This is a genomic window from Enterobacter sp. MG-EB028 (assembly GCF_056673305.1).
Window position 1 is genome coordinate 2,466,733 of sequence record NZ_CP195079.1, and the last position, 17,756, is coordinate 2,484,488.

At 57.6% G+C, this 17,756-nt stretch carries 16 protein-coding genes and 2 pseudogenes; 5 read left to right on the forward strand and 13 right to left on the reverse strand.

Features of this window, described 5'->3' with window-relative positions; genetic code table 11:
* On the forward strand, window positions 1-912 hold the full coding sequence (locus ACR42C_RS11735) for a LysR family transcriptional regulator (protein WP_479984119.1): 912 nt from the start codon (window positions 1-3) through the stop codon (window positions 910-912).
* Here the strand turns inward: ACR42C_RS11735 and ACR42C_RS11740 are convergent.
* Entirely contained in the window at window positions 903-1,787 is an 885-nt protein-coding gene (locus ACR42C_RS11740) for a LysR substrate-binding domain-containing protein (protein WP_479984120.1), read from the reverse strand. The genes ACR42C_RS11735 and ACR42C_RS11740 overlap by 10 nt on opposite strands.
* 113 nt (window positions 1,788-1,900) lie before the next feature.
* Between ACR42C_RS11740 and ACR42C_RS11745 the strand changes: the two genes are divergently transcribed.
* The 3 genes from ACR42C_RS11745 to ACR42C_RS11755 all read left to right on the forward strand — a co-directional run bounded on the left by ACR42C_RS11745 (window position 1,901) and on the right by ACR42C_RS11755 (window position 5,104).
* Complete coding sequence (locus ACR42C_RS11745; protein WP_192982253.1) at window positions 1,901-3,388, forward strand: UbiD family decarboxylase; 1,488 nt, start codon at window positions 1,901-1,903, stop codon at window positions 3,386-3,388.
* 128 nt (window positions 3,389-3,516) lie between these two features.
* Window positions 3,517-3,804: a VF530 family protein gene (locus ACR42C_RS11750; protein WP_439206653.1), complete on the forward strand. Its 288-nt coding sequence runs from the start codon at window positions 3,517-3,519 to the stop codon at window positions 3,802-3,804.
* Window positions 3,805-3,811: 7 nt separating this feature from the next.
* Window positions 3,812-5,104: a glycoside hydrolase family 10-like protein gene (locus tag ACR42C_RS11755; protein WP_192982247.1), complete on the forward strand. Its 1,293-nt coding sequence runs from the start codon at window positions 3,812-3,814 to the stop codon at window positions 5,102-5,104.
* Window positions 5,105-5,145: 41 nt separating this feature from the next.
* Here the strand turns inward: ACR42C_RS11755 and dsbG are convergent, their stop codons facing one another.
* From dsbG to ACR42C_RS11795, 8 genes and pseudogenes are all read right to left on the reverse strand, one after another.
* Window positions 5,146-5,904, reverse strand: a complete 759-nt coding sequence (gene dsbG / locus ACR42C_RS11760) for a thiol:disulfide interchange protein DsbG (RefSeq protein ID WP_479984121.1) — start codon at window positions 5,902-5,904, stop codon at window positions 5,146-5,148.
* A gap of 41 nt (window positions 5,905-5,945) precedes the next feature.
* Window positions 5,946-6,557 (reverse strand): DsbA family protein, encoded by a 612-nt coding sequence (locus ACR42C_RS11765; RefSeq protein ID WP_192982242.1) that lies wholly within the window; start codon window positions 6,555-6,557, stop codon window positions 5,946-5,948.
* 7 nt (window positions 6,558-6,564) lie between these two features.
* Window positions 6,565-8,589 carry a protein-disulfide reductase DsbD family protein gene (locus ACR42C_RS11770; protein WP_479984122.1) on the reverse strand — a complete coding sequence of 675 codons (2,025 nt, stop codon included), beginning with the start codon at window positions 8,587-8,589 and terminating at the stop codon, window positions 6,565-6,567.
* Between the two features lie 48 nt (window positions 8,590-8,637).
* Entirely contained in the window at window positions 8,638-9,009 is a 372-nt protein-coding gene (locus ACR42C_RS11775) for a hypothetical protein (protein WP_463701564.1), read from the reverse strand.
* Window positions 9,010-9,096: 87 nt separating this feature from the next.
* Window positions 9,097-9,657 (reverse strand): RNA polymerase sigma factor, encoded by a 561-nt coding sequence (locus ACR42C_RS11780; RefSeq protein ID WP_320719656.1) that lies wholly within the window; start codon window positions 9,655-9,657, stop codon window positions 9,097-9,099.
* Window positions 9,658-9,662: 5 nt separating this feature from the next.
* Entirely contained in the window at window positions 9,663-10,082 is a 420-nt protein-coding gene (locus ACR42C_RS11785; protein WP_233003318.1) for a hypothetical protein, read from the reverse strand.
* A 101-nt stretch (window positions 10,083-10,183) separates the two neighbouring features.
* Window positions 10,184-10,504, reverse strand: a pseudogene (locus tag ACR42C_RS11790) (GPW/gp25 family protein); the annotation flags it as partial.
* A 34-nt stretch (window positions 10,505-10,538) separates the two neighbouring features.
* Window positions 10,539-11,005: pseudogene (locus tag ACR42C_RS11795) on the reverse strand (phage baseplate assembly protein V); the annotation flags it as partial.
* Between the two features lie 92 nt (window positions 11,006-11,097).
* Here ACR42C_RS11795 and ACR42C_RS11800 point away from each other — a divergent pair.
* Window positions 11,098-12,168, forward strand: coding sequence for a hypothetical protein (locus ACR42C_RS11800; protein ID WP_479984123.1), 1,071 nt, complete (start codon window positions 11,098-11,100; stop codon window positions 12,166-12,168).
* A 115-nt stretch (window positions 12,169-12,283) separates the two neighbouring features.
* Here ACR42C_RS11800 and ACR42C_RS11805 read toward each other — a convergent pair whose 3' ends face one another.
* The 4 genes from ACR42C_RS11805 to ACR42C_RS11820 all read right to left on the reverse strand — a co-directional run bounded on the left by ACR42C_RS11805 (window position 12,284) and on the right by ACR42C_RS11820 (window position 17,745).
* Window positions 12,284-13,834: a methyl-accepting chemotaxis protein gene (locus ACR42C_RS11805; protein WP_479984124.1), complete on the reverse strand. Its 1,551-nt coding sequence runs from the start codon at window positions 13,832-13,834 to the stop codon at window positions 12,284-12,286.
* Between the two features lie 89 nt (window positions 13,835-13,923).
* Entirely contained in the window at window positions 13,924-14,940 is a 1,017-nt protein-coding gene (locus ACR42C_RS11810) for a LacI family DNA-binding transcriptional regulator (RefSeq protein WP_116339792.1), read from the reverse strand.
* Between the two features lie 28 nt (window positions 14,941-14,968).
* Window positions 14,969-16,375: a sucrose-6-phosphate hydrolase gene (locus ACR42C_RS11815; RefSeq protein ID WP_479984125.1), complete on the reverse strand. Its 1,407-nt coding sequence runs from the start codon at window positions 16,373-16,375 to the stop codon at window positions 14,969-14,971.
* Window positions 16,375-17,745 carry a sucrose-specific PTS transporter subunit IIBC gene (locus ACR42C_RS11820; RefSeq protein ID WP_439209806.1) on the reverse strand — a complete coding sequence of 457 codons (1,371 nt, stop codon included), beginning with the start codon at window positions 17,743-17,745 and terminating at the stop codon, window positions 16,375-16,377. Before ACR42C_RS11820 ends, ACR42C_RS11815 begins: the two co-directional genes overlap by 1 nt.
* Between the last annotated feature and the right edge of the window lie 11 nt (window positions 17,746-17,756).

Sequence of the window (17,756 nt, forward strand, 5' to 3'; positions counted from 1 at the left end):
ATGGCGCCCGTTTCTGAGATGGACATAGACCTGCTCCTGACGCTGGACGCTCTGCTTCAGGACAGGAACATCACCCACGCGGCCGCGCGGCTGGGCATCAGCCAGCCCGCGCTGTCCGCTCGCCTGGCGCGTCTGCGCGCGCTCTTTGGCGAACCGCTATTTATTCCTTCTCCGCATGGACGCGGGGTGTTACCCACGCCGAGAGCGGAAGCGCTGAAGCCGCAGGTAGAGAGCGTTTTGCGCGGTATTAGCGCGATGTTTGCCCCCGCCGCGTTTGATGCGAAGACCAGCACCCGGACCTTTGTCATCGCGCTGCATGAAAACCCGGCGCTGATGCTGGGCACCGGGTTGCTTAATCAGGTGGTGGCCGATGCTCCCGGCATCCGCCTGCGCTTCGCCCTGCCGGAGATGGCTGCCCTGCCGCAGCAGCTGGAAAACGGTGATGTCGATATCTATATCGGCGTGAGCGCGGGTGCCCATGACGGCTGGGTGAGGCGTAAACTGCTCGACGACGCGTTTGCCACCGCCCAGCGCAAAGGCCATCCGCGCGGGACCGGTGCGTTAGACCTGGAAAGCTACTGCGCGCTTTCCCATCTGGTAGTGTCGTCGGCCGGGGATCCGTTTACCGGCTTTGTCGATCAAACCCTGGCCGGGCTGGGCCATCAGCGGCACGTCGCGATGTCCACCCAGAGCTACGCCATGGCGCCTGCGCTTGTCGCCGGTACCGATCTCGTTTGCACCTTACCGGAACGGATGCTGCGACAGTTCGCCAGCACGCTGGATATTTTTCCCCCGCCGCTGCCGCTCCAGCCGATTACCATTTACATGTACTGGCACCCGAAAAACAGCCGGGATCCGGCGAGCGTCTGGCTGCGCGAGCAGCTGCTGGAGGCGGCCGGGCGTCAGGTGTGATCGAGGGTAACCAGAAACTTTTTAAGCACTTCTGAGCGAATAATCCGGTGGCAAACCAGCGTCAGCTCGCTTTCCCGGAGCCGGTCCAGGATGTCCACGTAAACCACATTCTCGACGCTCACCGCCTTTACCGACGCTGGCAACAGCGCCAGGCCAAATCCGGCCGAGACAAGGCTTATCACCGTGGGCACGTCAGTCGCGTTTTGTACCACGTCCGGCTGAAAGCCCGCGCCGCTACAGGCGTCAAAAAAATACTGTTCCAGCCCCATTCCCTCCGGGTCGCGCAGGGAGATCCATTTTTCATCTTTCACCGACGAAAGCGTCAGCGCGGACGATCCCGCCAGCGGATGCTGACGATAAAGCGCCAGGACCGTTTTCTCTGACGCGAACGGGCGGCTTTGCAGATCGTCAGGCAGCGACGGCAGCGGTGCCCGGATAATGGCCACATCCAGCTGGTTACTCTGCACAGCAGAGTAGAGCGTCTGCACGTTTCCCGTCACCAGCGACATGGTAATGGCCGGCCAGCGCGTGTGCATCTGGCGCAGCGCAGTGGGCAACCTGCCGTCAAACATCGCGCTCGATACGCACCCCAGGTTTAACACCCCCTGCTCACCTCGTGCCGTTTGTCTGGCGTCCAGAACCGCCTGCTCGGTCAGGGAGATGGCGAGCCTGGCTTTCACCAGAAACGCTTCGCCCGCAGGCGTCAGGGTTAAGCGGCGGTTCGCCCGGCTAAAGAGCGTAACGCCTAAACGTTCTTCCAGCGCCTTTATCTGCTGGCTTAACGCCGGCTGCGCCATGTTCAGACGCTCGGCAGCCCGGTGCATGTGGAGCTCTTCGGCAACGACGATGAAATGGCGCATCTGACGAAACTGCACGGAACGCCTCCTTATTTTGATATGAATTCCCTTATCAATTTAATAGTAATGATGCAATTGATGCTATTGGTCATTGCCATAAAAATGGAGGTATTCAAACGAGGGAGGAAAATATGGAAAACCCGATCAACGATCTCCGCAGCGCCATCGCCCTGCTTCAGCGCCACGAAGGGCACTATCTTGAAACCGATTATCCGGTCGATCCCAACGCGGAGCTGGCGGGTGTGTACCGTCATATCGGCGCGGGCGGTACGGTAAAACGTCCGACGCGCATTGGCCCGGCCATGATGTTCAACAGCGTGAAGGGCTATCCGGGCTCCCGCATTCTGGTGGGCATGCACGCCAGCCGCGAGCGCGCGGCGCTGCTCTTGGGCTGCGAGCCCTCTGAGCTGGCAAAACGCGTCGGCCAGGCGGTGAAAAAGCCGGTCGCCCCCGTTGTCGTCCCCGCCTCGCAGGCGCCGTGTCAGGAGCAGGTTTTCTACGCTGACGATCCTGACTTCGACCTGCGTAAGCTCCTTCCGGCACCGACCAATACGCCGATTGATGCAGGCCCGTTCTTCTGCCTGGGGCTGGTGCTGGCAAGCGATCCTGAAGATAGCTCGCTGACGGATGTCACCATTCACCGCCTCTGCGTCCAGGAACGCGACGAGCTTTCTATGTTCCTTGCCGCCGGCCGCCATATCGAAGTCTTCCGCAAAAAGGCGGAAGAGGCCGGAAAACCGCTGCCGGTGACCATCAACATGGGGCTCGACCCGGCCATCTATATCGGCGCGTGCTTTGAGGCCCCTACCACCCCGTTTGGCTACAACGAGCTGGGCGTCGCCGGGGCGCTGCGCCAGCAGCCGGTCGAGTTGGTACAGGGCGTGGCGGTAAAAGAGAAAGCGATAGCGCGGGCGGAGATTATCATCGAGGGTGAACTGCTCCCGGGCGTGCGCGTAAGAGAAGATCAGCACACCAACACCGGCCACGCGATGCCGGAGTTCCCGGGCTACTGCGGCGAGGCGAACCCCTCCCTGCCCGTGATCAAAGTGAAAGCGGTGACCATGCGAAACCACGCGATCCTGCAAACGCTGGTGGGACCGGGAGAAGAACATACCACGCTGGCCGGTTTGCCGACGGAGGCCAGCATCCGCAATGCCGTTGAGGAGGCGATTCCAGGCTTCCTGCAAAACGTCTATGCGCACACCGCAGGCGGCGGCAAGTTCCTCGGCATACTGCAGGTAAAAAAACGCCAGCCGTCAGACGAAGGACGTCAGGGCCAGGCGGCGCTTATCGCCTTAGCCACCTATTCGGAATTGAAGAATATTATCCTTGTCGACGAAGACGTGGATATTTTCGACAGCGACGACATCCTGTGGGCGATGACCACCCGTATGCAGGGCGATGTCAGCATTACCAATATTCCGGGGATCCGCGGCCACCAGCTGGATCCGTCCCAGTCGCCGGAGTACAGCACCTCGATTCGCGGAAACGGCATCTCCTGCAAGACCATCTTCGACTGCACGGTGCCGTGGGCGCTGAAGGACCGCTTCGAGCGCGCACCGTTTATGGAGGTGGATCCGCGTCCGTGGGCGCCGGAGCTGTTTAAAGACAAAAAGTAAACGGACATTTCTCTTTTCTTCACCCCTCTGGGGTGAAGAATCTCACGCTAAAATTGCCGCTTCCCCTGCTTTCTTGTACCCTTTCACCGGTAAACCCACCCCCACTAAAACTGAGACCTTCGACGCCTATGACTGCACACATTTCCAAAGATCCTTTACATGGCGTAACGCTGGAGATGATGGTCAACGCCCTTGTGGCGAAATATGGCTGGAGCGAGTTGGGTGACCGCATCAAAATTAACTGTTTCAGAAAGGACCCCAGCATTAAATCGAGCCTGAAATTTCTGCGCCGCACCCCATGGGCGCGGGCGGAAGTTGAAGCCCTGTATCTGGACTCCCTCAACGACGAGGAAAGTGCAGAACAGGCGGTGCCCACCTTTAATCCCTGGGCTAACAGTCGGATTATCAAGAGCTAATACGCAAATGACGCGACACGTAAAACGGATCGGTGCGCTGGCTGCCTGCGCACTTTTACTTGTAAGCTGCTCCTCAAAACCACCCAAATCACTAGTTACCCCTCTCCCCACCGCGAGCAAACCGACACCGCAGGCCAACGCGCCGATGCGCGGGATCTGGCTGGCGACCGTCTCGCGTCTCGACTGGCCGCCGGTGGCCTCGGTGAATGGCCGCAGCGACGACCAGCGCATCGCCATGCAAAAGCAGGCGCTCACCAGCAAGCTCGACAATCTTAAGCACCTCGGGATTAACACGGTATTTTTCCAGGTGAAGCCGGACAGCACCGCGCTCTGGTCATCAAAAATTTTACCGTGGTCGGATATGCTGACGGGCAACATCGGCGAGTACCCGGGATACGATCCGCTGCAGTTTATGCTGGATGAAGCGCACAAGCGCGGCATGAAGGTCCATGCCTGGTTTAACCCATACCGCGTGTCGACCAACACGAAGCCGTCAACCATCGCCGCGCTGAACCGAACCTCATCTCTCTCCCCGTCCAGCGTCTATGTGCAGCATCCGGAATGGGTGCGCGTCTCCGGCGATCGTTTTGTTCTCGACCCAGGCATTCCCGAAGTGCGCGACTGGATAACCAAAGTGGTGACCGAAGTGGTGGCGAACTACCCGGTAGACGGCGTGCAGTTTGATGATTATTTCTATGCTGAATCGCCGGGATCCGCGCTCAACGACGCGCAGACCTGGCGACAGTACGGTCAGGGATTTGCCTCAAAGGCCGACTGGCGAAGACACAACACGCAGCAGCTGATCGTGCAGGTGTCCCGCGCGATTAAACAGACAAAGCCCGACGTTGAGTTTGGCGTCAGCCCGGCGGGCGTGTGGCGTAACCGCTCCTTTGACCCGGCAGGCTCGGACACCCGCGGCGCCGCGGCTTATGATGAATCCTACGCAGATACGCGTCAGTGGGTTCAACAGGGCTTGCTCGACTACATCGCGCCGCAGATTTACTGGCCCTTCTCCCGGGACGCCGCGCGCTACGACGTCCTGACCAAATGGTGGGCCGACGTGGTGAAGCCGACCCACACGCGCCTGTATATCGGCATTGCGTTCTACAAGGTGGGCGAGCCCTCGAAAAATGAGCCGGACTGGACGGTTCAGGGCGGCGTGCCGGAGCTGAAAAAGCAGCTCGATCTCAACGATTCGCTGCCCAACGTCAACGGCACCATCCTGTTCCGGGAAGATTACCTGAACCAGCCGCAGACACAGCAGGCGGTGAACTACCTGAAAGGGCGCTGGGGAAGCTAAGTAACCATCAGGCAGAAACGGGGCGTTTCTGCCTGATTTTTTTACGGCTTCGGCCCGAACATCGCCTCAAGCTGCTGCGCGTCCGGCATTCCGACCACCTGCTGTAGCTCATTGTCTGCATTCAGATAGTAAATGGCCGGCGTGGCGTTAGCGCCCAGGCTGTCCATCAGCGTCTGGTGCTTCTGCAGGATTGCTACCGTTTCGCGGGAAGCGTCCCCTTCTGGCCTGGGCAATTTTTTCCCACCGGAAAGCTCGTATTCACGCCAGGCGGAGACCGGATCTTTCGCATTCAGGATCGCAGAGGCATTGCGCCCGCTGTTAGGGTTGAGAAACGCCACCAGCAGCGTGTTGAGCTGAACCTTGCCCGCCTTCACCCACGGCTGCGCTTCGGCCCAGAACTGCTTGCAGTACGGGCAGAACGGATCGGCGAAGACGAAGACCTTACGCGGGGCGTTATCCGCTCCTTCCTTCAGGGGATGCGCCGCGTTCAGGTTCTTCCACATCTCGCGTCCCATCGGAGCATAGATCTCTTTCTGGAAATAGCCCTCGCTGAGGTTTTTTCCTTTGTCATCGTACAGATAGCCCGAAATGACGTGCTTGCCGTCCGGCGTTAAAAAGATCGTCACGCCCATGTCCTGATATTGCCCCAGCCAGGCCGGTGCGCCGCCGGGAGCATCAAGTTTTTTAATGATTTTAATCTGCTGCTGTTCGCTGAACTGCTTCACCACATCCGGTATGGTATCAGCGGCCTGGGTCAGCCCTGAGGTCACCAGCGCCGAAAGTAACAATAATTTTTTCATTTCCCTCTCCGGTTTGTCGGGGGCATTCCGCCCCCTTCAGGTTAGCGGTTTTTCAGAGCGTCACTGACCATTTCGTCGAACTGTTCAAACGGAACCCAGCCGGGCAGCAGCCCTTCGCCGATAAGCGTGGCGGGCGTGCCCTGAATTCCCATTTTTTCTGCGACGATCAGGCTGCGTTTGATCGACACCATACTCTCATCATCCGGCGCGGTGACGCTCACCCCGGCCCGTTTTTGCGCCTCCTGAATGCTGGCGTCATCGTGGTATCCCTTTTTTGCCATCAGGGTATGGTTAAATTTCATAAACTGCTCGGGATGCGCGCGCCAGACGGTTAACGCGTCACGTGCGGCGGTCAATGAACTTTCCGAGCGGAAAGGTAAAAACTTAAAGACCACCGCAACATCCGGGTGTTTTTCGACGATCTTCTCCAGGTACGGATCGAATTTCTTACAGTACGGGCAGTTGTAGTCGGTAAACACCACAAGGGTGAGCTTTGGATTTTTCGCGCCGATACGCGGTGAGTTCGGATCGTTAAACAGGAAATCAGCGATCATTTTCTGCGCGCGCTGCTCCTGGTCCGGCGTCAGCGGCTGGGCAGCGAACACCTGAAGCGGGGCCAGCAGGAGCAGAAGCGTTATAAGGAATTTTTTCATGACACAGTTAGCCTTTTGCGTTGTTCAGGGTGGTGACCAGGGTGCGCTTATCCAGCAGCGGCGAGAAGATCTCCCCCTCAGGCGTGCCGGGGCCATACACCTCATTAAAGGGAATGGCGTAGCGGTTTCGCTTCGCCAGAAACTCCGCGATTAGCGCGGACGGCTGGCTCCAGTCTCCGCGCAGGGCCACCACGTCCGGCTGGCTCAGCGCGGCAATAACGTCCGGCTGGGTCAGTACCCGATGCTCGTTAACTTTGCAGGTCACGCACCAGTCCGCGGAGATATCCACAAACACCCGTTTCCCCTGCGCCAGCGCCTGCTGGATGGCCTCCTCGCTGAGCGGCTGCCACGGGATAGTCTGAGCGTCATTCCGCGCCATGGCGTCAGACGGTGAGTTAAGCAACCCCCGCAGCTGATACCCGCCGAGCACCGACAGCGCGATAACCACGACCCAGAACAACGGCGAAGAGGTTTGCCCCTTCTTCACGAACAGTGCCAGCGCGATAGCGATCAGCACCAGCATCACGATCTGGCTGACCGCCTCGCCCAGATGCAGGCTCAGCAGCGTGACCAGCCAGAGGCTGGAGGCCAGCATCATCAGGCCCAGGATCGTTTTGAGCGTGTTCATCCAGCGGCCGGGTTTTGGCAGCAGCATGGCCGTTTTCGGCACCAGGGCGACAAACAGCCACGGCAGGCTCATGCCCACGCCGAGCATCAGAAAGATGAGCCACAGGGAGTGCAGCGGCGCGCCAAGGGCAAAGGCAACCGCCGTACCGAGAAACGGTGCGGAGCACGGCGTCGCCAGCAGCGTAGCGAACATCCCTTCGCAGAAGCTGCCGCCGATCCCCGCTCCCCCTGCCGTCGCCAGCCGTCCTGCCGCAGAGGAAGGCAGCAGCATTTCAAACGCCCCAAACAGGTTCAGCGCAAACAGGAAGGTGACGGCGACCATCAGGCCGATAAACCACGGGTTCTGGAACTGAATGCCCCACCCCAGCGATGCCCCGGCCAGCTTCAGCGCGGTCACCATCGCGGCCAGCAGCATAAAGGAGGTAAGGATCCCGGCGCTGGTGGCCAGAAAGCGCAGCCTGATGGCGCGCCTGTCCGATCCTGCCTGCAGGATGCTGTTAAGCTTCATGCCCATGACCGGCAGCACGCAGGGCATCAGGTTGAGGATCAGCCCGCCCAGCAGGGCAAAAAGCACCATTTTACCCGTTCCGCCTGGAGTGGAAGGCTCTGCGGGAGTTGCCCCAACGGTCATGGTGGTCTGCTGCGCGTTACCGCCATTAGTCAGCACAAACGACAGCCTCTTGCCTTCCAGCGAGGCGGGTTTATCGCCCCATTCGTCGGTCACGGGTACCGTTACCCGAAGCGTGTTGCCGTCGTGTTTAATGACCGGCTCGCCGGGCAGAATGTCACCCTCCAGCGGGTCAAAGTAGATCCCCGGATTGACCCACTTCCCGTCCGTGGTGCCGGTAATCACCAGCTTGTCGCCAGAGAGCCAGGCGGAAAGATCTGCGGATACGCCAGACGTGCCCGGAACAGTGCGCATCGCTTGCTCGAACTCGCTACGGAAGCCCTCATCCACCGGCTGGGTAAAATCGAGATGCAGCGGGTAGTCCGTCAGCAGGCAGACGTTGCTGCAGGTGGAGAGCGTGAGCGTTCCATTGAGCGCGTCGCTCTTCACCCCGTCGAGAACGATCGGAATCGTGACCTTATCGTGATACCCCTGCGTCGTCATGCCGGAGATATCGAAGCGCGATGGAACCGGCCAGGACCAGCTGTCCGTTACGCCTTCCGGCCAGCTGATTTTTGGCGCGACGCCACCCTCGCCCGGCGATCGCCAGTAGGTTTTCCAGCCGGGCTTTAGCTCAACGGTGAGCAGGCCTTTTACGTGCGTTTGTTCCCTCTCCGCCTGAAAGCGGATGCGGGCGTGATCGTTTTGTGGGGAGACCAGCCAGCCGGTGTCTGCCGCATGGGCAATGCCGATGCAGGACAGCCACAGGAAGACGAATCCCCTGAAGAGGTTAACCATGTATTACTCCGTGAACAGTGAAAAATTATCGTGTGGTGACGATGATTTTCATTCACGGAAAACGCAGTTTTTAAGGTGTATTCGGGGAGGCGGTGCCTGAACGGGCTGTTCCGCGGGAGCAAAGGCCCGCCCTTGCGTCAGCAGCTGTAACAGCGCGAAGAAGATAATGATGGCCGGTAGCGCGCCGTCAAAGAACAGCGGCTGGGCACAAAGAAGCGACTGGGCGCCTAACTGGCAGGGCGATGGCCCGGACTGCTCAGTCTTGCTGCTTTGCGTTGGGGCATCTGCACTCAGTGAAATCTGCGGATCCAGTCCCTGTAAAAAATGGTTGAGCATCACCGCACGCTGCACGAGGCAAAGCGCCATCGCGAGACAGGTGATAATCAAAAGCCATTTTCCGAGGAGCTGACGGTTGCGCATAATATTCCAGAGTAACAAGACGCCCCGATCATAAACGATAGTGATGAATCTACAAGTGCCCGGAGTGTAAGGTTTTGTCTGTCGCCGCTATTCACCCGTCAGCGCGTCGTAGATATCCCGCAGCCGCGTACGCAGAAACAGCACCGCCTTGTGCTTGCGGGATAACAGCGCCTGCTCTGTGGCCCCCGTCTCCTCTGCCAGCATTTTAATGCTGTAGCCGTGCAGCTCGGTCTTTTCAAACACCTCGCGCTGCGGCGGCGGCAGTTCAGACAGCGCCTGCCCCAGCTCTTCCCACAGCAGCGTTTTGAGATACTCCTCCTCTGGCGTTTGCGGTACGCCGAACAGGGTTTCGGCCAGCTCGTCTTCGGGGAAACCCTCTTCGTCTTCGCCAGTAAAATAGCCGGAGAGCGACACCTCGCGCTTTTTACGCGCCCGGTCGGTCATCTCGTTACGCGCCGCGCGGAACAGCCAGGCCGCGACGTTTTCGACCGGCTGCTCCACTTTCATCAGCTGAAAGGTCACTTCCTGCAAAATGTCGTCGGCATCATCGCGAACGGACGTTCGTCCGCGAATGAAGGCTTTCAGCCGGGCGCGGCAGGCGTTGAGCGCCGACATCAGCATGGATCCGCCCGTCTCCCCGGCTTTCATTTCGCTCACTCGGTTTCCGGCGCTTTTGGCGCGGCGTCATCGCGCTTATCGTCACGATGGCCATGCCAGCCGCAGTGACCACGACCGTGGCGACCAAAGCCTTCGCGGCGCTGCTGAATAAACGCCTCACGCTGCTCGGGCGTCATGTTCATCCAGCGCTCGTGCATCCGGCGGTGCGCGCCAAACATCCCGGGGCGGAAACCTAACCCGCCAAACAGAATGCGGCTCAGCACCAGAATGCCCAGCGCCTGCCAAAACCCGATGGCCTTCACGCCGAGGATAGCCGGGAGCAAGGCGTTCCACAGGGACATCACCAGCAGGCCGAGCACGATGAAAATTACCGCGCCGATGATTAAGCCCTTACCCATACGGTGGCGACCGAATCCGCGCCCGTGACCCCTGCCGTGCAGTTCAAAATCTCTCATGGTGTTTACCTCGTTTACAGTAACTGATTATGGCTTGTGATGAGGTAGACGGATGAGGAAGGGAAATATTGCTGGGGTGAATATAAAATTACCGCTTTCGGCGTCGCTGCGATGCTCTCAGACGCACTGTCTATCGCACTGCTTAGCTGATAAAGCCTTTCTCTTAAGCGTGGCGTCAGGATGGTCGAGAGGTTTATGCAGTGCACCCATTCCTGGATCGCGGAATAGCACGCGGCCATACTCTGCAGGCTCAACGCCGGGGTCTGCGGCTGGTCAATTATCAACGATAGGAGCGAGCCGTATTCACGGCGCATGACGCTAGACCCAACCGGCATGACCAAAGTGTCGAGCACGCTTTGCCGGATATGCTCAACCTAAGAGATACTGAAACCGGTCTGGCTGTTTATTCCCAGATTGCGCACCGTCGTTGCGTCCCATTATTCCTGCGTCAGCGCTCTGTACGTTGTCGTGCGCATGGTTGTCCACATGCACGCCGTTTGATTTCAGTGTCCCGCCTGTGTGCTCGATGTTCCCGCTCATCTTCCGGTCCTGTTTCACTTCATGATGCCTAACACGGTGAGCGCCCCATTTTCGGACTCGTACTCCATAACCGCGCCGTCAGGAAAGGGACACATGAAGCGCATCAGGGGGACAGACGGTGCAGAATTGTTATCCGAGAAAATGCCGGGCAGTACAAAAGCCGTATCGAGCTTGCAGCCGATCGCCAGTAAAAGCACCTGCTCACCAACAGACGAAGCCCACCATACACGCGAGCGACCGGCGCGAGAAGTAAGCCAGTTCAGCCAAGTGATTTCCTTGCCGTCGGTCTGGACACGGCACAACCCCACGTCGATATCCGTCACGATGCCGGTGCGGATGAGATTTCTAAGTAGACGTAAAATTTCGTTGGTTTGTATGTTTATGTCGCAATCGTGAGGTCTTCTGATTTAACATGAAATTCAACTAGATTCTGACATTTCCTACACAACAAACTTATGACCATTAGGATTATATAATGAATACTGTTTTCTTCAGCAATCCAGATAATCAATATCTCATTTCAAATAAACTTCGTGAGTTGAATGCAATTGACACCGATGGCGATATAAGTTTTAGTAAAGAACGAGACTATCTCGTGATAGGGGCGTTACAACTTTTTTTAAAACATGCTGCAATATGGGATGAAAGGGTTCAGTTTAATATAGAGCTAATCGGTGAGGCGTTTATTAGAGAGCTAAAGACACCTATAAATGAAGATAATCTTAACTTACTTTTCACCTCTTGCTTTAGATTTTTTATGGAAGATCATATATTCCATAAAGACAATCTCTTTCAACTCACTGAGGCCATAAAACAATTCGCAATTTACAGACAAGATGAATTCGACGAAAGATCTTCAGGCCAGATCACATATGCTCTAAAAGAAATGCCTCTAACAATGATTAGAGAAATTTTAAGTAGCGATAGCGCTAAGTCATACAAAGAGTATATCCGAAGAGCTGATGACCTTGAAGATGCAGGACGCCATTGGGATTCAATTTTAAAAGAGAACTTAGCTAAATCCGAAAAATTAAATGAATCCCTAGTTATGCAGGCAAATAAATTTAACTTTGTTGGTCTTTATAAGGGATTTGCTGAGCTTGGGGAAAATAAGTCTAAGGAGCTAAAATCAGCTAAGTATCTTATGTTTATCTTAGGCATACTTATTCCGCTTCCTCTACTGATAGAGATCCTGACGTTTGCAGAGTCTGGAGCATTACCCTCTGGGTGGTCAAGCTTGGTTAAGATCATCCCCATACTTTCACTGACATTAATACTCGTATACTTCTTTAGAGTTTCACTTTTAAATTTCAACTCTATCCGCGCACAATTAATCCAAATTGACCTTAGAAAAAGCCTTTGCCAGTTCATCCAGAATTACGCAACTTATGCTCAAGAAATTAGAGAGCATAACACAGATCTTTTGGTGAAATTTGAAGAGGTTATTTTTTCTAATATAATGCCATCAGAGGACAAGATACCCTCAACTTTTGATGGGATTGAGCAATTAACAAATTTAATTGGTGCGTTAAAAAAGGGAGGTTAGCCGCTTTTTATTGCTTTTGACTGCTAATAGTAACAAATGAAACCTTGTCTGGCGCAGCTTTCCAGTTATGCCAGACATTAATAAAAAGGCTCCCTGCGGAGCCTCCCTTATACAATCAAGCCCGCACCGGCAACCTAAAACTCGAAATACTCCGTGAAAGCTGCTGCGCCTGCTCTTCCAGCGAGGCCGCTGCGGCGGCGGACTGCTGCACCAGCGCGGCGTTCTGCTGGGTCACGCCATCCATCTCGGTCACCGCCTGCCCGACCTGGCTGATCCCGCGGCTCTGCTCTTCGGAGGCGACGGAAATTTGCTCCATCAGCGTATTCACTTTGTTCACCGACGAAATGATCGAGTCAATCACCTCGCCCGAGCGGCTGACCAACTCCGCACCGTTTTTCACGCTGGAGACCGACTGCGCAATCAGGCTCTCGATATCCTTGGCTGCCACCGCGCTTTTCTGCGCCAGGGTGCGCACTTCGCTGGCCACGACCGCAAAGCCGCGGCCCTGCGTACCGGCCCGCGCCGCTTCAACCGCCGCGTTCAGCGCCAGAATATTGGTCTGGAAAGCGATGCTGTTAATCACGCTGGTAATGTCTTCGATGCGCTTCGAGTTCGCCGCGATGGTGTTCATCGTGTCGATCACTTCTCGGGTCACCGCTTCACCGGTGTGGGCATTTTTCACCGCGTCCTGCACCAGTTTACCGGCCTGATAGACGTTGTCGGTATTGTTCGCCACCGTCGCGCTCAGCTCTTCCATGCTGGCCGCCGTCTGGGTTAAGGCGGAAGCCTGCTGCTCGGTGCGTGACGCCAGGTCAATATTCCCGGAGGCAATCTCCTGGGCCGCGTGCGTCACGGTATGGCTCGCATCGCGCACCTGGGCGATGGTCGCGAGCAGTGCCTGACGCATCTGCTCCATCGAGCCCATCAGGTGGTCGATTTCGTTATGTGAACTCCCCTTCACCGGCACCGGAGTGTCCAGCTTGCCCGCCGCAATCTGGCTGCAGTGCTCGCGCGCCAGGTTAACCGGGGCAAAGACGAAGCGCTTCATAAAGAGGCTGACCGCGACAATCACCGCCAAAAACAGGCAGGCAATAACGGCAATCATCGCCAGGCCGGAGACAAAATTACTGCTCGCATCTTCGTTCAGGCTTTTGGCGTATTTCTGGTGAACCGAAAGCACCTGGTCGAGAACGATTTCGTACTGGCGGTCAAGACGGGAAACTTCCGGGATCAGGGCGTTAAATTTAGCGACATCGTGCGCCGCCGCGGCATCGATCAGCGGTGCCAGTCCCTGGTTGCGGTAGTTTTGCCAGGCGTCCTGATAGGCACTCACCAGCGGCGCTTCATCCGTCAGACGCGGCGAAGCCATAAAGGCCGCAAAGGCATTGTCGGCTTTGGTCAGCGCCTCTTTCACTGCGGCAAGCTTTGCAGACTCGTCTGTCGAGTTGCCCGCTTCCACCATCTTCACGTACTCCATCACCCGCACGCGCAGCGTACGGCTGTGGTTGATGGGGTCAATAATCGACAGCACCACCTGGATCTCTTTGTTCACGTTATCCAGGGAGTTATTACTTTTAATGATGAGGCCAACGCTCGTCACGGTGCTGACGATAAAGAACAAAAGCAGCGAGAACAGGACAATCAGGGACGACTTTTTCAACGACATAAACCAATACCTCAAGGAGAATTATTCCTTATGGTTATCGGCGCTTCCAAAACTTAAATTAATTAAAGTTATTGATGTATCGCGCGGGGCTATACCGCTGGCTTATAGCGCCGCTGCAGAGTGGCATCCAGCTTGCGCTGCAATGGTTGCGGCGTCTCCCCTTCGATCAATTTGCCTATCAGATCAAAGCAGTGCCACGCCAGCTGGCGGTTGTCCTGGCGAATGGTATCCACCGGGATCGTCAGCGAATCGTAGAGATAGTGATCGTCGAAGCTGGCTAGCCTGATATCGCTTTGCAGCAGATTATGCTGGCCCATATAGCGCAGCACACCCTCCAGCAGCCCGCAGGCGGCGGTGAACAACGCTTTTGGCGGACGCCCAAGGCGGGCGCAGAGTTCGGCAAACATCTCGTACCCGGAGCTCGGGTGATAGTTGCCGTGAACGATCCACTCGGGGCGCAGCGCCACGCCGGCCTCTCTCAGACCTTGCTTAAACCCTTCCAGGCGGTCGCGCGTCGGAGACAGGCGCGGCTGTCCGCCGAGGAAGTAGAACTCATCCGGATGCTGACGCGCAATGTCCGCTACCAGCGCCGTCGTCGGGGTAATGGAGTCGGTGATCACCAGCGGCAGCGCGCTGTCGTTCATGTGGCGGTCAAAAAGCACCACGGGCAGCTGCTCGCTGAGCTTCAGGTAGTCCGCATCGTTCAGCATGCTGGAGGCCACAATCAGCCCGTCCACCTGACGCGCCACCATGTTGTTCACCACCACTGTCTCCTGCCCTGGGTTTTCATCGCTGCATGAGATCAGCAGCTGAACGCCGGCCTCGCGGCACAGCGTCTCCAGCTCGTGAGAAAACACGGCAAAACCGTAGTTGGTGATCTCCGGAACGACAAGACCAATGGTGTGGCTGCGGTTATCGCGCAGCGACCGGGCGTGAATGCTGGGCTGATAGTGGTGCTCTTTTGCAATCGCCAGCACACGCTCGCGCGTCTCTTCCGCCACGCGAAGCTCTTTGCTGCGCCCGTTCAGGACCAGGCTGGCGGTGGCTTTTGACACCCCCGCCAGCTCCGCGATGTCTTTGATGGTGACGCGTTTTGTTTTTCTCACAACGACTTAGATCCGGCTGCCAAAACCCTCATTCTATCATGCAGGCGCGCAGCGACCAGTAGCGTAATGTGATGTCGGACGCACCTTCGAATCGCACCCGCACCGGATGGTCAGGAAAATAGCGGCTGCTCATTACCCCTTCACCGTGATTGATGAAAATTTCAACGCTGGAGCAGTCGCACAGAACGCGTAAATGACGAACCTCACCCTGCCAGTAGCGGGTCAATGTTTCACCGGTTTTCAGGCTCGCGCGTTCAAGGCGTAAACCCTGCTCATCGACCGTGAGGCGCAGCGCGCCGGCAAAATCGATATTCACCTGCGATGCGCCCAGCTCAAACTCCAGGCGCGTCGCGTCCAGTTCCGGCGCCTCGCTGGCGCGCCCCTGCCAGCGCTGCTCATCTTCACGCAGCGCCGCCAGCTCGCGCGCCGGGGTCTGCCAGAGCCTGCCGTCGCTAAAGCGCAATTCTCGCGGGCAGGTCATCTGGTGCATCCAGCCGTGCGCCCGCGTGGGCTGAAGCATCTCTTCCCCGTCCGGTACGCCCATCCAGCCGATCAGAATGCGGCGTCCGTCCTCCGCCAGCGCGGTTTGCGGGGCGTAAAACTCAAAGCCCGCGTCCAGCTCGTGCAGCTCGCCGTGATCGAATGCGGCGTTTGCATAGTCAAACGCCCCGCTCATCCAGGTGGCCGGATAGGTGTTGAGATAGCGATGCGGCTCGCGCGCCAGCCCCTGCGGGCAGCAGATCAGCACGTGCGTCCCGTCGAGGGCGAACAGGTCCGGGCACTCCCACATGTACCCTGCGTCCGTCAGGCCGTTGACCCCGTGACCGGCGATCTCCCCGCAGGACGCCCAGGCGTGCAAATCGGCTGATTTAAACAGCAGCACTTTGCCGCGCTTTTGCACATCCTGCGCGCCGAGCACCATGTACCACTCCCCGTCGTGCTGCCATACCTTCGGGTCGCGCACGTGGCCGGTGTAGCCTTCCGGCAGCGCCAGCACTGGCCCCAGCTTCTTAAAGGTTCCGTCCGTTTGTTCCTCCGCCAGACACTGCCAGGCGGTGCGGCTGCCGTCATCAAACTTAACGTTGCCGGTGTAGCACAGCGTGAGGACGCCCTGGTTATCCACGGCGCTACCGGAGTAGCAGCCGTTGCGGTCATACGCTTCGTCCGGCATCAGCGCCAGCGGTTCGTGCCGCCAGTGCACCAGATCCGCAGAGCTCCAGTGCCCCCAGCACTTAAAGCGATGCTCACAGTCCAGCGGGTTCCACTGATAGAACAGATGGTAACGGCCAGCAAACCAGATAAACCCGTTCGGGTCGTTCATCAGCCCCGTCACCGGCGCGGGGTGCCACTGCGGGTAGTGGCTATCCGCCTGCGCGCGGGGCTGCCCTTTCATAACGGCCTGCAGGATCGCAGGCCAGCGGGAAGGTAACGTCATTATTCAGAGTCCGTTTTATATTTCAGCAGCAGCGAGACGGTAAACGCCACGCCGAAGGCAATCACCATGCCGATAATATAGTTAAGGAGCGAGCTGGCCTGCACGATAGCCATGCCCGGAATAGCGGTCAGCCCGACGGCGGTCATGTAGACATGCACTGACACCACCCAGGCCCCGCCCGCCGCGCCGCCGATCAGCGCAGCGATAAACGGCTTCACGAAGCGCAGGTTGATACCAAAAATGGCCGCTTCGGTGATGCCCAGCATGGCAGAGAACGCCGACGGTAAGGTAATGGCTTTGATTTTGACATCTTTGGTTTTGAACCACACCGCCAGACAGGCGCCGCCCTGCGCCACGTTCGCCATGGCCCAGATCGGTAGCAGGAAGTTTACGCCAATCGACGGGTTACCCAGCAGCCCGGCTTCAATCGCGTGGAAGCTGTGGTGAATACCGGTGATCACAATCACCGAGTAAAGCCCGCCGAACAGTAACCCGGCCAACCAGCCCGCGTGTTCAATCAGCGTGCTCAGGATAAAGGAGATGCCGTCGCCCAGCGCGCGCCCCGCCGGGCCGATAATCAGCAAGGCGATAAAACCGGAGATAACGACGGTGAGGAACGGTGTCAAAATCAGATCCAGCGCGTCCGGGATTGCGCGGCGCAGGTTTTTCTCGACGATGCTCATAAACCAGACGGCCAGCAGCACCGGGAATACCGTGCCCTGATAGCCAATCATCGCGATCTCAAGGCCGAAGAAGTTCATAGTGTGGAAGCCGGAGGCCACGCCCCAGGCGTTGGTCAGCGCCGGGTGGGTCAGAATGCCGCCCAGCGTCGCTCCGAGATACGGGTTGCCGCCAAACTCCCGCGCGGCGGTAAAGCCGATCAGAATAGGCAGAATGATAAACGCCGCCGAGCTGCACATGTCCAGCATGATGTAGAGGGCATTATCCGCGTTGACCCAGCCGTAGGTTTTCACCATGCCGAGCAGGCCCATCAGCAGGCCGGACGCCACAATCGCCGGAATGATCGGTACAAAGATATTGGAAAGCAAACGAGCAATGCGCTGGAACGGGTTCAGCTTGCGCGCCGCGATATCCGCCGCTTCAGACTTGCTGGACTCGCTAATCCCCGCCGCCTGAATAAACGCGGCGTAGACTTTATTCACCACGCCCGTGCCGAAAATCACCTGCATCTGCCCGGCGTTACGAAAACAGCCTTTTACGCCGTCGACCTTACCGATCGCCTGCTGATCGGCAAGCGCGTCATCGACCAGCACCAGACGAAGACGCGTAGCGCAGTGCGCCGCGCTGGCGATATTTTCCTTACCACCGAGCAGCGGAATAAGCTCGCGGGCGATTTGATTAACATCCATAGATACCTCTG

Coding starts and splice junctions, on each gene's coding strand:
- ACR42C_RS11735 (WP_479984119.1), top strand. CDS start 1: ATGGCGCCCGTTTCTGAGATGGACATAGACCTGCTCCTGACGCTGGAC.
- ACR42C_RS11745 (WP_192982253.1), top strand. CDS start 1,901: ATGGAAAACCCGATCAACGATCTCCGCAGCGCCATCGCCCTGCTTCAG.
- ACR42C_RS11750 (WP_439206653.1), top strand. CDS start 3,517: ATGACTGCACACATTTCCAAAGATCCTTTACATGGCGTAACGCTGGAG.
- ACR42C_RS11755 (WP_192982247.1), top strand. CDS start 3,812: ATGACGCGACACGTAAAACGGATCGGTGCGCTGGCTGCCTGCGCACTT.
- dsbG (WP_479984121.1), bottom strand. CDS start 5,904: ATGAAAAAATTATTGTTACTTTCGGCGCTGGTGACCTCAGGGCTGACC.
- ACR42C_RS11765 (WP_192982242.1), bottom strand. CDS start 6,557: ATGAAAAAATTCCTTATAACGCTTCTGCTCCTGCTGGCCCCGCTTCAG.
- ACR42C_RS11770 (WP_479984122.1), bottom strand. CDS start 8,589: ATGGTTAACCTCTTCAGGGGATTCGTCTTCCTGTGGCTGTCCTGCATC.
- ACR42C_RS11775 (WP_463701564.1), bottom strand. CDS start 9,009: ATGCGCAACCGTCAGCTCCTCGGAAAATGGCTTTTGATTATCACCTGT.
- ACR42C_RS11780 (WP_320719656.1), bottom strand. CDS start 9,657: ATGAAAGCCGGGGAGACGGGCGGATCCATGCTGATGTCGGCGCTCAAC.
- ACR42C_RS11785 (WP_233003318.1), bottom strand. CDS start 10,082: ATGAGAGATTTTGAACTGCACGGCAGGGGTCACGGGCGCGGATTCGGT.
- ACR42C_RS11800 (WP_479984123.1), top strand. CDS start 11,098: ATGAATACTGTTTTCTTCAGCAATCCAGATAATCAATATCTCATTTCA.
- ACR42C_RS11805 (WP_479984124.1), bottom strand. CDS start 13,834: ATGTCGTTGAAAAAGTCGTCCCTGATTGTCCTGTTCTCGCTGCTTTTG.
- ACR42C_RS11815 (WP_479984125.1), bottom strand. CDS start 16,375: ATGACGTTACCTTCCCGCTGGCCTGCGATCCTGCAGGCCGTTATGAAA.
- ACR42C_RS11820 (WP_439209806.1), bottom strand. CDS start 17,745: ATGGATGTTAATCAAATCGCCCGCGAGCTTATTCCGCTGCTCGGTGGT.